The 12,712-nt window shown below is 56.9% G+C and carries 10 protein-coding genes and 2 tRNA genes; 7 read left to right on the top strand and 5 right to left on the bottom strand.

The window, feature by feature from the left end; all coding sequences use genetic code 11:
* Positions 1–5 precede the first annotated feature (5 nt).
* Positions 6–626 (bottom strand): helix-turn-helix domain-containing protein, encoded by a 621-nt coding sequence (locus NAT23_RS04130; RefSeq protein WP_251925855.1) that lies wholly within the window; start codon positions 624–626, stop codon positions 6–8.
* Positions 627–938: 312 nt separating this feature from the next.
* Between NAT23_RS04130 and NAT23_RS04125 the strand changes: the two genes are divergently transcribed.
* A complete protein-coding gene (locus NAT23_RS04125) occupies positions 939–1,916 on the top strand; it encodes a quinone oxidoreductase family protein (RefSeq protein WP_251925854.1) in 978 nt (325 codons plus the stop codon).
* Between the two features lie 14 nt (positions 1,917–1,930).
* On the opposite strand, the gene NAT23_RS04120 is transcribed toward NAT23_RS04125, so the two are convergent.
* The 3 genes from NAT23_RS04120 to cydD form a co-directional block, all read right to left on the bottom strand.
* Positions 1,931–2,662, bottom strand: coding sequence for an SDR family NAD(P)-dependent oxidoreductase (locus NAT23_RS04120; RefSeq protein WP_251925852.1), 732 nt, complete (start codon positions 2,660–2,662; stop codon positions 1,931–1,933).
* An 88-nt stretch (positions 2,663–2,750) separates the two neighbouring features.
* On the bottom strand, positions 2,751–4,505 hold the full coding sequence (gene cydC / locus NAT23_RS04115; RefSeq protein ID WP_251925850.1) for a thiol reductant ABC exporter subunit CydC: 1,755 nt from the start codon (positions 4,503–4,505) through the stop codon (positions 2,751–2,753).
* Positions 4,502–6,280, bottom strand: a complete 1,779-nt coding sequence (cydD, locus tag NAT23_RS04110) for a thiol reductant ABC exporter subunit CydD (RefSeq protein WP_251925848.1) — start codon at positions 6,278–6,280, stop codon at positions 4,502–4,504. The genes cydC and cydD overlap by 4 nt, the downstream gene beginning before the upstream one ends.
* Before the next feature lie 140 nt (positions 6,281–6,420).
* On the opposite strand from cydD, the gene gltX reads away from it, so the two are divergent.
* The 3 genes from gltX to NAT23_RS04095 all read left to right on the top strand — a co-directional run bounded on the left by gltX (position 6,421) and on the right by NAT23_RS04095 (position 8,166).
* Positions 6,421–7,908: a glutamate--tRNA ligase gene (gene gltX / locus NAT23_RS04105; protein ID WP_251925846.1), complete on the top strand. Its 1,488-nt coding sequence runs from the start codon at positions 6,421–6,423 to the stop codon at positions 7,906–7,908.
* A gap of 100 nt (positions 7,909–8,008) precedes the next feature.
* Positions 8,009–8,084, top strand: a tRNA-Ala gene (locus NAT23_RS04100).
* Between the two features lie 6 nt (positions 8,085–8,090).
* Positions 8,091–8,166 (top strand) — tRNA-Glu (locus tag NAT23_RS04095).
* Positions 8,167–8,495: 329 nt separating this feature from the next.
* Here NAT23_RS04095 and gltA read toward each other — a convergent pair.
* Complete coding sequence (gene gltA, locus NAT23_RS04090) at positions 8,496–9,779, bottom strand: citrate synthase (protein ID WP_251925845.1); 1,284 nt, start codon at positions 9,777–9,779, stop codon at positions 8,496–8,498.
* Between the two features lie 404 nt (positions 9,780–10,183).
* Here gltA and sdhC point away from each other — a divergent pair, with 404 nt between their 5' ends.
* From sdhC to sdhA, 3 genes are read left to right on the top strand one after another with little or no spacing between them, the layout of a single operon-like run.
* Positions 10,184–10,582 carry a succinate dehydrogenase, cytochrome b556 subunit gene (gene sdhC / locus NAT23_RS04085; protein ID WP_251925843.1) on the top strand — a complete coding sequence of 133 codons (399 nt, stop codon included), beginning with the start codon at positions 10,184–10,186 and terminating at the stop codon, positions 10,580–10,582.
* Positions 10,576–10,923, top strand: coding sequence for a succinate dehydrogenase, hydrophobic membrane anchor protein (sdhD, locus tag NAT23_RS04080; protein WP_251925841.1), 348 nt, complete (start codon positions 10,576–10,578; stop codon positions 10,921–10,923). The genes sdhC and sdhD overlap by 7 nt, the downstream gene beginning before the upstream one ends.
* 3 nt (positions 10,924–10,926) lie before the next feature.
* A complete protein-coding gene (gene sdhA / locus NAT23_RS04075; RefSeq protein ID WP_251590615.1) occupies positions 10,927–12,705 on the top strand; it encodes a succinate dehydrogenase flavoprotein subunit in 1,779 nt (592 codons plus the stop codon).
* The last annotated feature ends 7 nt before the right edge of the window (positions 12,706–12,712 follow it).

Below are 12,712 nucleotides of genomic sequence, written 5' to 3'. Positions count from 1 at the left end.
GCTCGCTAAAGCGACATGGGGGTCATGCTGCCCATGACGCGAGCGCGGGGTAGACAATGCACCGCGAGTGATTCCCGTCGACCCTGGCTGTCTTCGGCATCGCACTGGCCATCATCGAGGAGCAGGCGCCGAATCTTGAGCTGGCGCTGCTCTTCGACAACGTACAAGCCCGACTCGGTAAAGCGCAGCGCGGGTACGACAAAAAGCCACTCACCGTGTCCAAAGAAATCAAAGCTCTGGTCAGGTTCGGTACATAGTAAAAACCCTTTTATTGCCTTCCAATAATCCGGTAATAACCCTGTCGGAATCATGGTTTGTGCTGCGGTTTTCCCACCAAGACACTCCGGGTTCTGTGTCAGTTGATAGATCGGAACATGGTTTGTAGACGCGTCGTAGACCGCCTTGGTCTCCGATACGCTCATACGGGAATCACCAAGAAGGTACCCGACACTACAACCCAATGCTTTCGACAATGGCCCTAAACGTGAATGACCGACCCGCTGGATTGCGCCGCTTTCCCAGTAAGAAATCGTGACGTCGGATACGCCAACACGTCTTGCCAGGGCTGCCTTGCTAATACCAGCCTGTTCACGCAGATCACGTATACGCTCGCCTAGCTTGTTCATGAATAGCTCTCGTTATCATTCATGTCTGGCAATTATAAAGTACTAATACCTAAGTGTGCTTATATGGATTTTATCTAACAATTTAGAATGAGTTTCCCCAGTCGGTCTGCACCTTAACTGAAAATACCGCGCGACGACGTTAAAAAATGTCGCAAATCACTACGCGAGTTTTGCGCGCCCTCAGTTGACTGTTATTTGAGCGGTCCTCTTTAAAGCCGAGTCACGTTCTGTGCATTTTTGATACCTGAGTACCTCTTGGGTGATCTACGCTTCTGAGCAAGTAACGACATGACCCCCGAGGAGAGTATTCAAATGACGCACGGTATCCGGTTTTCACGACATGGCGGCAGTGAGGTGCTTGAGTATGTGGAGGTGCCGACCCAGACACCAGGCGCTAATGAGGTGCTGGTTAGAAACCAGGCCATTGGCATGAATTTCATCGATATCTATGGGCGCGAAGGGCTGTATCCGGTGTCGTCGTTTCCTTCGGGCCTGGGTACCGAAGCCGCCGGCATCATCGAAGCGGTTGGTGAAGATGTTCAAGCGTTTTCACCGGGAGACCGAGTGGCCTACGCCCAGGGGCCCCTCGGCGCCTATTCACAGCTGCACTGCCTGCCGGCCGAGTTTTTGATACCGCTTCCTGAGTCGATTTCGTTCGACGTGGCTGCGGCGAGCCTTCTTAAAGGCATGACCGTTCAGTACCTGTTGCGTCAGGTTCATGAGGTCAAGGCCGGAGATACAATCTTGTTTCACGCTGCTGCAGGCGGGGTTGGAACACTGGCCTGTCAATGGGCCAATGCGCTCGGGGCGCGATTGATCGGTACCGTATCCACCGATGAAAAGGCCGAGCTTGCTCGATCGTTGGGCGCCGATGCCATCATCAATTACACCACCGAGGATGTAGTCGAGCGCGTCAAGGCACTGACCGACAATGAGCTGTGCGACGTGGTATACGATTCCGTCGGCAAGGATACCTGGCCGGTATCGCTTGACTGTGTAAAACGGCGTGGGCTGATCGTCAGTTTCGGCAACGCCTCCGGCCCCGTCGAAGGCGTCAATCTAGGTATCCTTAATCAGAAGGGCTCACTTTTTGTGACGCGGCCAAGTCTTGGCGGCTACGCCGATACGCCGTCTCGGCGAAAGGCGATGGCGGCTGAGCTTTTTGACATGATCGAGCGCGGCGCTATCGACGTTCAGATCAACCAGCGCTTTGCGCTTTCCGAGGCGGGCAAGGCGCAGGACGCCTTGATGCAGCGCCGCACGACCGGGGCAACGCTGCTCATTCCTTAGCGTTTTTTTAAGGCTTACCACTCGATCGGGGTGTCATTCCAGTCCCAGAAACTGCCGCTGTCATCGGGTGTTCGGTTGGCAAGGACCGTGAGAAGCGCGTCGGCGGCGTAGCTTGGGGTAAAGAGCTTGTTATCGGGTACGTGGCCTTGAAACGGCTTCGAGAGCCCGGTGTCGGTGGTGCCAGGGTGAAGGCTTACGATGATGGCTTCCGGATTCCGGCGTTCCAGCTCAACCGAGGCGGTCTTGACCAGCATGTTGAGTGCAGCCTTGCTCGCCCGGTAGCCGTACCAGCCTCCGAGGCGGTTGTCACCGATCGACCCTATGCGCGCCGACAACACTCCGATCAGCGCGGGCTGTCTTGAGATCCTTGGCGCAAGTTGGCCGAGCAGACCGCCGAAGGTGGCCGTATTGATGCGAAAGCTCTCGGTAAGCTGATCGGTCGTTAAATGCTCGAGGCGTTTTTCCGGCGAAATTGTGTCGCTGTGAAGCACGCCTACCGTATGAAGCCAGAGGTGTACGTGGTCGGGAAGCTGGCCGGCCAGTTCACGCTGGCCTTCCTCGCTTGAGAGGTCGGTCGTGATCTCGGTTACTCGATCATCGGCGGTAACGCCCTCGGCCGGTGAGCGCGAGGCAAGGGTCAACGAACCAAGCGAGTCGCTCTCAAGCAGGGCATTGGCAAACGCCACGCCGAGCCCACCTGTGCCGGTGATCAGGGCGTTAAACGGGGAGGGGAGGTGAGAGAACATACGGTATCCTTTCCTGAATCATGTCTGCTCGTGATCGCAAAGCGCTCATCCAGCCGTAAAGTGTAGAGCAGTCGTGGTCCGTGCGACGTCACAGTTTCAATTGTTGGTTCAGCGCACGAAACCGGCTGTTGGGTGTGTTTAAAAGCGCTTGGGGTGTGCCGTGCTCGATCAGGCGACCGTGTTCGAGTACCGCGATACGGTCCATCTGCGAAAGCGCGGTCATCTTGTGAGTGATCAAAATCAGCGTGCGCCCCTGGGCGTAGTGATAGATGGCGTCCAGCACACGCAGTTCACTTGCCCGGTCGAGTCCTTCCGTAGGCTCATCCAGAATCAGAATCGGCGCGCTTGAGATCAGCGCTCGTGCAACGCCAAAGCGGCGAAGCTGGCCGCCGGAAAGCGAGCTTCCGCCTTCGTCTGGCCAGCTGTCGAGCCCGTCTGGCTGCGACGCGAGCCATTCACCAAGATCCAGCGCGCTCAATACCTCAATGAATGTCTCATCCGAGGCGTTTGGTGCGCCCAGACGCAGGTTCTCGCGGTAAGTGGTGGTAAATAGATGCGTATCCTGTGAGGCAACGGCCATTTGGCGTCGAAGCGTTGGTTCGCTCAAGGCATCAATGGATACGCCGCCCAGTGTGATGGTTCCGGAATCAAGCTCGATGAATCGCGTCAACGCGTTGATCAGGCTGGTCTTGCCGCTGCCGGAGGGCCCTATCAAGGCAAGATGTTGGTGTTCTTCAAGGGTCAGTGATACACCGTTAAGGGCCGGTGTTTCTCGAGTGAAGCGAACGCAGACGTGCTCGATCACGAGTCGATGGCCCTTGGGGGGCGCATGATCGATGTTCGGAAATACGATCGTGCTGGTGCCCTCTATCACGGCATCGATGCGCCCTGCCGCGCGCCGGATCTTACCCAGCTCCTGAAAGGCCCGGGGCAGCGAGGTAATCGCCTCAAACCCGGCCAAAACGGTCAATCCCAGCAGTGCGATCAACGTGGGGTCCAGTGCATTTTGATGGGCCAGATAGGCCGCGCCTGCCATGACTCCGGTCAAGGTAATGCCCAAAAGCACTTGGGTTAAAAGCTGTGAGCGCCCCCATAGACGAGCAAGCTCGAGCTCGCGGGTATCCCGATCACGCTGGCGTGTCAATAAGGCGGTCACCTCATCGCGCCAGCAGCCATAGATCATCAGCTCCGTCATGCCGCTCAGCCGCTCCTGGAGTCGCGTGCGGTTGGTGGTGTCCAGTGTGTGCCATCGGCTAGACACGCCGGCCCCGCGCTTGAGCGCCCACCAGGGGCCGAATGTGCCGGCGATAAGCAATGAAAGCGCCGCGCCCAGACCGATCCAGAGGGCAAAAACGCCCATCACCACACCGCAGGTCATGATGGCAAGTACGGCGACGATCGAGGGGGTAATCACGCGAACGTAAAGACCATCGAGTGCGTCGATGTCTCGGGTCAGGCGGGTGAGTAGTTCACTGCTGCCGTGCGTTTGGAGCTCGGACGGGGAGAGGGGCTCGATGGCAAGAAAGAGGCGCCGCCTAAGCGTCGAAAGCAGCTTGAAGGTGCCTTCGTGGGTGGTGATGCGCTCGCCATAGCGGCCGAGTGTGCGGGTGACTGCGAAAAAGCGCACACCGGCAGACGGCAGGAAGTAGTTGAAGCTGTGGGCAGTGGCCGCGCTCACTCCGGCCAGCGCCGAGGCGCTTAGAAACCAGCCCGACAGGGAAATCAGCCCAATGGTGGAAAGCGCTGCGATCAGATTCAAAACGACCCCGGCTGCCAGCAGTGGCAGAAACGGGCGCATCTGGCTGAGGTAGGGGCGTAGTGATGCCTGGCGATGATCGGTCATGGGGTGTCTCCCTGAAACGACGCCGCGCTTGGTGACTCGTCATCGGGCGTGACATCGGCCAGTTGGGCGGCAGATGAGTACGTTCGCCCGCGGCCGCGCTCGAGCCGTACGATCTGATCGGCCAGGCTCAGAAGGTCAAGTCGATGCGTCAGAATCACCAGAGTGCGGGTGGCCTTGAGTCGCGCCAGCACCTCGATGATGTCGCGCTCGCTTTGCTGGTCAAGGCTTGCCGTCGGCTCATCCAGAAGAATCAGCGGCGCGTCCCTGAGTACTGCGCGGGCAAGCGCGATGCGCCTTGCCTGCCCGCCCGAGACGGGTTGCCCACCTTCACCGAGTCGGGTGGCAAGGCCCTGAGGTAATTCGGTTGCCCAGGCTGCCAGCCCCACGTCCGAAAGCGCCTCCCAGAGCGCTTCATCCTTAAGGGCCGGGTCGGCCAGTCTCAGATTATCCGCAAGTGTGCCGGTCAGGAGGGCGCTTCGTTGGCCGACCCAACCAAGCGCCTTACGCCATTGCTCGACAGAAATGCCACTGAGGGGCTGGCCATCATGGGTGTACAGGTTGCCTTCCGATGGGGTCAGTGCCCGAGTGATCAAGGCAAGGAGGGTCGACTTGCCAGCACCACTCGGTCCGACAATGGCGGTGGTGGTATTCGGTGCAAGTTCGAGATCGAGGGAATCGATGGCGTTTAGTGAGTGGCCGTCGTAACGAGCGCAAACGCCCTTGAGCGTTAGCCCAAGTGACGCAGGTACCGTCCACTCGGCGTAGGGGGTGCCGTCAGGGGTCGATTCTTCCGGCGCTAGGAGCGCCATGAGGTCTTCGGCAGCGGCCTCAGCCTCGGCCTTGGCGTGGTAGTGCGTACCAAGCTCTCGCAGTGGCTGGTAGAACTCGGGGGCCAGAATCAGTATGAACAGCCCCGTGAAAAGATCCAGGCCATGGCCCCAGTCGCCGAACTCGAATTTTCCGAGGTAAACGAAGCCGATGTAGATGGCAAGAATGGCGATCGATACCGAGGCGAAGAACTCGAGCGCGGTCGAGGAGAGAAACGCCAGGCGCAGCACACGCATGGTTTGGCGGCGAAACGCCTCCGACACCTTGTAGATGGCGCCGGCCTGCTGGCGGCCAAGACCGAACAGCTTAAGGGTCGGCAGGCCACGCAGCGTGTCCGAGAAATGCCGGCTCATGCGGGCCATTTCCTGAAACTGGGCTTTTTGGCGTGACTTGGCGCCCATGCCGATCAAGGCCATGTTCATCGGGATGAGCGGGCCGGTCACCAATAGAATCACCCCCGCGGCCCAGTTGAGCGGAAACACGACGACCAGAATCATGAGCGGAATCAGAGCGCTCAGAATGACCTGCGGACGGTAATCGGCGTAATAGCCGTGCAACGCATCAACCTGGTCCCATACGCGATTGCCGAGGGTGGCGCTGTGTTGGCGCTGAGCCCAGAGAGGGCCGCGTTCGCCGATGCGCTCGAACACGTCGGCGCGAACGGATTGCCGAACGTGGATACCCGCGCGTGTACCGGCCACTGTCTTGAGCCAGGCAAGCCCCCCGCGGGTGAAAAATGCAAGCGGCAGTGCGGCAAAGGGGAGCCAGAGCTTAAGTGGATCGCCGTGGCCAAGCACCATCTCCTGCGCGATCGAGGCGATTGCCCAGGCTTGAACGAAGAGACAGAGGGTAGACGCCAGAGCGGCGGCGACCGCGGTCTGGGGCCAGGGGGTGGCGCGCTTTGCATGGCGTGAGAGCCATTGACGTGCGGTCAGGGGACTTGGCATAACCACTCCGCAGACAATAAAGACCCAGTGTAATACATGGGTATTTCGTCGACAGAGGCCGGTTGTCGCACGTCGAACCTGATGCGGACTTCTCGTATAATGACCGGCTTCACATTCAAAGTGGCAATGGTTGAGAGTTTATGACGGTAAGAACGCGTGTCGCGCCTTCCCCAACGGGGGATCCTCATGTAGGAACAGCGTATATAGCCTTGTTCAATCTGTGTTTCGCGCGCCAGCACGGCGGTCAATTCATTCTTCGCATCGAGGACACCGATCAGAGCCGCTCGACCGCGTCCTCGGAGCAAATGATTCTCGACAGCCTGCGCTGGCTCGGTCTTGAGTGGGACGAAGGTCCGGATGTGGGCGGGCCACACGGCCCTTATCGTCAAAGTGAGCGCGGCACGATCTACGCACAATACGCCGAGCAGCTATTGAATGCCGGACACGCCTTCAAATGCTATCGCACGTCCGAGGAGCTTGATGCCCTTCGCGATGAGCGCAAGGCGCAGGGTCAGTTCGCCGCGCTTAAATATGAAGATCTGTTGCTCTCACAGGATGAGTTCGACACGCGTGAGGCCGAACAGTGGCCGTATGTCGTGCGCATGAAGGTGCCAAGCGAGGGTGTATGCATCGTCAATGACATGCTGCGCGGTGACATCGAACTCGACTGGGCGCAGGTCGATGCCCAGATCCTGCTCAAGTCCGATGGCATGCCTACCTATCACCTGGCCAACATCGTTGATGACCATCTGATGGGTATTACGCATGTGCTGCGCGGTGAGGAGTGGATCAATTCGGCGCCGAAGCACAAGCTGCTTTACGAGTATTTCGGGTGGGACATGCCGGTGTTGTGCCACATGCCGCTGCTTCGCAATCCGGACAAGTCGAAGCTTTCCAAGCGCAAGAACCCGACTTCGATCAATTACTACCGCAAGATGGGCTTTTTGCCGCAGGCGGTGATCAATTATCTCGGGCGCATGGGTTGGTCGATGCCCGATGAGCGTGAAAAGTTCACCCTCGATGAGATGATGAGCGCGTTCGACATCACTCGTGTTTCGCTCGGCGGTCCGGTGTTTGATCTCGAGAAGCTGACCTGGCTGAACGGGGTGTATCTGCGTGATGATCTCTCAGATGACGCACTGAAGCGCCACTTGATCCAGTGGGCGTTCAACGAGGGGTATATCGATCAGATTCTCCCCCAGATTCGCCCGAGGGTTCAGACGCTTTCCGATGTCATGCCGCTGGCGGGTCACTTCTTTGCAGGGTATCCGGCGCTCAAGGAAGCAAGCTTCGATGACGTCAACATGGAGCGTGAGACGATTGTGGATCTGCTTCAGCTGCTGCTGTGGCGCTTGGAAGCGCTGCGAGAGTGGGACAAGGCGCATGTCATGGCTGAGGTCAAAATGCTTTCGGAGCACTTCGAGCTCAAGATGAAGCAATTCCTGGCGCCAGTATTCGTGGCGATCACCGGCAGCACGGCCTCGACATCGGTCATGGACGCCATGGTAATTCTGGGCGCTGATGTCACGCGTGCGCGCTTGCGTCATGCGATCAGCCTCTTGGGTGCGCCCTCCAAAAAACGCACCAAGGTACTCGAGAAGCGGTACAAGGAACTTGGCGTGAATTAAGGGTTGACGAAAAGACGGGGTCTGGGTATTATCCGTCCCGTCTTTTCGAGCAAGAAGGTGTCGAAAAGGCATCCCACCAAGCTTGTGTTCAAGCGTTCGTGGGGCCTTAGCTCAGCTGGGAGAGCGCAACGCTGGCAGCGTTGAGGTCATCGGTTCGATCCCGATAGGCTCCACCATTTTGCGTCCCATTCGTCTAGTGGTCTAGGACACCGCCCTTTCACGGCGGTAACAGGGGTTCGAACCCCCTATGGGACGCCACTCACTTCCCCTTACAAATCGTTTATTTCCATTAAATTGTCCACCGTTCGGTATGGCGTTTGTTCGTATCAGTGCGTTTGGCGATTTTTTGTGAGTTGTTTAGATAAAATTCAACAAAATCATACGCTTATTATTGGGTAAAAAGTGAGCAATCTGTCTGTAACCCGGCTGTCATGGCGGTTTTGAGGGTGCCAATTCGAGTTGTTTACAGGGTTATCCACAGAAAGTGTGGACAATATGCGACGCCTCAAATGAGAGAGTCATAAAAAAAGAAGCCGCCCCATGAGGGCGGCTTCTTTTTTGGTCTTTCCTGAATCACGCGGGTGCAGTTACTCTGGGTAATCGCGCTCAGTATGGCCCTTGTAAAGCTGGCGAGGGCGGCCGATTCGAACACCTTTGGTGATCATTTCGTTCCAGTGAGAAACCCAGCCGGTCGTGCGCGACAGGGCAAAGATAACCGTGAACATGTTGGTCGGGACGCCCAAGGCTTCAAGAATGATGCCTGAATAGAAATCGACGTTAGGATAGAGCTTTCGCTCGATAAAGTACTCGTCTTCCAGTGCGATCTGCTCGAGTCGTTTGGCGATCTTGAGCTTGGGATTATTTCCGACGCCCAGTTCTTCAAGGACTTCATCGCAGGTCTCTTTCATGACCTTGGCGCGAGGATCGAAATTACGATAGACGCGGTGGCCAAAGCCCATGAGTCGGAAGCTATCGTCCTTGTCCTTGGCACGATCAACGTAGCGTTGGATGTTTTCCTCGGATTCATCACCGATTTCATCGAGCATCATCAAGACGGCTTCGTTGGCGCCGCCGTGAGCAGGACCCCAAAGTGCTGCGATGCCGGCGCTGATGCAGGCGAACGGGTTGGCACCGGTAGAGCCTGCCAGTCGAACCGTCGATGTGGACGCGTTCTGCTCATGATCGGCATGCAGCATGAAGATGCGGTCCATGGCCTTGGCGGCGACCGGGTTGACCTCGAACGGCTCACAGGGGTTGCCGAACATCATGTACAGGAAGTTCTCTGCGTAGGACAGGTCGTTACGCGGGTACATGAAGGGCTGGCCGATATTGTACTTGTAGCACATCGCAGCAAGCGTCGGCATTTTGGCGATCAGGCGAACCGCCGAGACCTCACGGCTGGACGGGTCGGTAATGTCCAGGTTGTCGTGATAGAAGGCAGAGAGTGCGCCGATTACGCCACAAAGGACGGCCATCGGGTGGGCGTCACGGCGAAAGCCCTTGAAGAAGTTGGCAATCTGCTCGTGCACCATCGTGTGATTGCGCACGCACTTGTCGAACTCCTTGTACTGCTCTTCAGTGGGGAGTTCGCCATTGAGTAGGAGGTAGCAAAGCTCGATGAAGTTGGAGTTATCGGCCAATTGGTCGATTGGATAGCCACGGTGCAGCAGAACGCCATTGGCGCCATCGATGTAGGTGATTTCGGATTCGCAGGAGGCGGTAGATACAAATCCCGGGTCGAAGGTGAAGTAGCCTGAGTCGATCAGTGAGCGGACATCAATGACGTCAGGGCCCTTGGTTCCGCTATAGACAGGCAGTTCGATCGGCTGATCAAGCCCCTCGATGCTCAGCTGCGCCTTCTTGTCAGCCATCATGGCCTCCTATAATTATACGATGCGTAATACGTAAGTTCTTGATTGTATGCCTTGCCCGGTCATTTTTAACCTGCCCACTATAGAATCCTCCCGATGATTGTCAATTTGTTTGAAGGGCAGGGCATGCGGGTCTTTCCTTACAAGGATGACTCGAAATGCTGCAGAGCACAAAAAAAATATGAAACCGGCCGATAACATGGATGATCGAGTGGGCGGGCGCATGATGCGGTGCTGTAAAGCGTGCGTGTCAATTTGTCATACGTTAGCCAAAAGCCTATAATTTCGGTCGCGCAATGAGGCCTATGCAGCCTTGACGTGGCTAGTCTTCTTTCCGTGATACATTCATTGAAGCTCCCGAGCGTCGGCCGACGCTAAGAGGAGCAAGAGAGAGTGAAAGCGCCGTGAACAGCAAAAAAAATCCGTCTCAAGGTAAACGACCCGTTAACCTTGACCTGACCAGTTTACAATTCCCCCTTCCTTCCCTTGTCTCGATCACACACCGCATTTCCGGAATCATCCTGTTTGTCGGGTTGATCTTCCTGTTCTGGGCATTCGATGTGTCGTTGTCATCCCCGGCCGGTTTCGACGCGGTAAAAGACGCCATCACAGGCAACGCGCTCGCCAAGATCGTGTGCTGGGGGCTGCTTTCCGCGCTTGGGTATCACGTTGTCGCCGGCGTTCGTCACTTGCTGATGGACATTGGCTACGGTGAGTCGCTCGAAGGTGGTCAACGGGGCGCGCAGCTGGTGATCGTCATCAGCGCGGTTTTGGTCATTCTGTCAGGGGTATGGGTATGGTAACCAATATTACGAATCTGGGGCGCTCCGGGGTCTCCGACTGGCTGATCCAGCGTGCGTCTGCGGTCATTCTCGCGCTTTACACCATCTTCATGGTGGCCTTCTTCCTGTTCCACCCCAACCTGGATTACGTGGCCTGGTCGAGTCTTTTTGATCGCACGTGGATGAAAATATTTACGCTTCTAGCACTGCTATCGATCGCTGCCCATGCATGGATCGGCCTTTGGATCGTCTCGACAGATTACATCAAGAAGTCGTGCGTTCGTCTGGGCGTGCAAACCGCTGTGATCCTGGCGCTGTTTGCGTTCGTTATCTGGGGCGTTCAAGTTCTTTGGGGAGCATAAGTAATGTCGAACATGCGTAGTATGAGTTTTGACGCCATCATTATCGGTGGTGGTGGTTCCGGCCTTCGTGCAGGTCTTGAGCTTGCCAAGTCAGGTAAGAAAACAGCGGTATTGTCGAAGGTATTCCCGACACGCTCGCACACCGTATCCGCTCAGGGCGGAATCACCTGTGCCATCGCAAGCGCCGATCCGAACGACGACTGGCGCTGGCACATGTACGACACCGTCAAGGGCTCCGATTACATCGGTGACCAGGACGCGATCGAGTACATGTGTCAGGAAGGTCCTAAGGCGGTATTCGAGCTCGAACATATGGGGCTGCCGTTTTCCCGCTTTGATAACGGGCGCATCTACCAGCGTCCCTTCGGTGGTCAGTCCAAGGACTTCGGTAAAGGAGGGCAGGCTGCCCGTACCTGCGCCGCGGCGGACCGTACCGGCCATGCGTTGCTTCATACGCTCTATCAAAACAACCTGAAAAACAACACCGTTTTTCTGGATGAGTGGTATGCGGTCGACCTGATTCGTAACGCCTCAAACGATGTGGTTGGTGTAATCGCCATCTGTATCGAAACCGGCGAAACCGTACAGATCAACTCAAAGGCGACCGTGCTTGCAACCGGCGGTGCCGGTCGTATCTATTCCTCCACGACCAATGCCCTGATCAATACCGGTGACGGTATCGGCATGGCGCTGCGTGCAGGCTTCCCGGTGCAAGACATCGAAATGTGGCAGTTCCACCCGACCGGCATTTACGGCGCAGGGTGTCTGGTCACGGAAGGGTGTCGTGGTGAAGGCGGCTATCTGATCAATAAGGATGGCGAGCGCTTCATGGAGCGTTACGCACCGAACGCCAAGGATCTTGCCTCGCGTGACGTCGTGGCCCGTGCCATGGTTCAGGAGCTTCTTGAAGGTCGTGGCTGCGGTGAAAACGGCGATCACGTCATGCTGAAGCTCGATCACCTGGGCGAGGAAACGCTGATGAAGCGCTTGCCGGGTATCGTCGATCTTTCCAAGACGTTTGCTCACGTCGATCCGGTCAAGGATCCGATTCCGGTTGTCCCGACCTGCCACTATATGATGGGCGGTATCCCGACCAACGTTCATGGTCAGGCACTATCTGTCGATGAAGATGGTAACGACACCATCATCAACGGTCTGTACGCCTGTGGCGAAGTGGCGTGTGTCTCCGTTCACGGTGGTAACCGCCTTGGCGGTAACTCGCTGCTGGATCTGGTGGTGTTTGGTCGCGCGGCCGGCATGTTCATCGAAAGCGCCCTTAATGAAGGGATCGAGTACATGTCGCCGAGCCAGTCCGACATCGATAATGCGATGGCGCGACTCAACCGCTGGAATGATTCCAAGCAGGGCGAGGGCGAAGAGATTCCGGTGCTTCGCAAGGAGCTCCAGGAAGTCATGCAGAACAACTTCGGCGTATTCCGCAAGGAAGAGTACATGCAGGACGGCGTCGAGAAACTCGCCAATCTGCGTGAGCGTATCGGCAAGGCCTATCTGCCGGATAAATCCAATACGTTCAATACGGCGCGTGTCGAAGCGCTCGAGCTGGACAACCTGCTCGAAGTCGCCGAAGCGACGGCAATTGCCGCGCTCGAGCGTCGTGAAAGCCGTGGTGCTCATTCGCGTGAAGATTATCCCAAGCGCGATGATGAAAACTGGCTCAAGCACTCGATCTATTACCCGAATAATAAAACGCTTGGTAAACGTGACGTGAATTTCTCACCGGTAAGCGTTGAGACCTTCGAGCCTAAAGAACGGACCTATTGATGAGGTG

The organism is Larsenimonas salina (genome assembly GCF_023736155.1).
In the GTDB taxonomy this organism is placed as follows: Bacteria; Pseudomonadota; Gammaproteobacteria; order Pseudomonadales; family Halomonadaceae; genus Larsenimonas; species Larsenimonas salina.
Note: the sequence above shows the minus strand (reverse complement) of the source record. Positions and strands in the feature narration are given on the sequence as shown.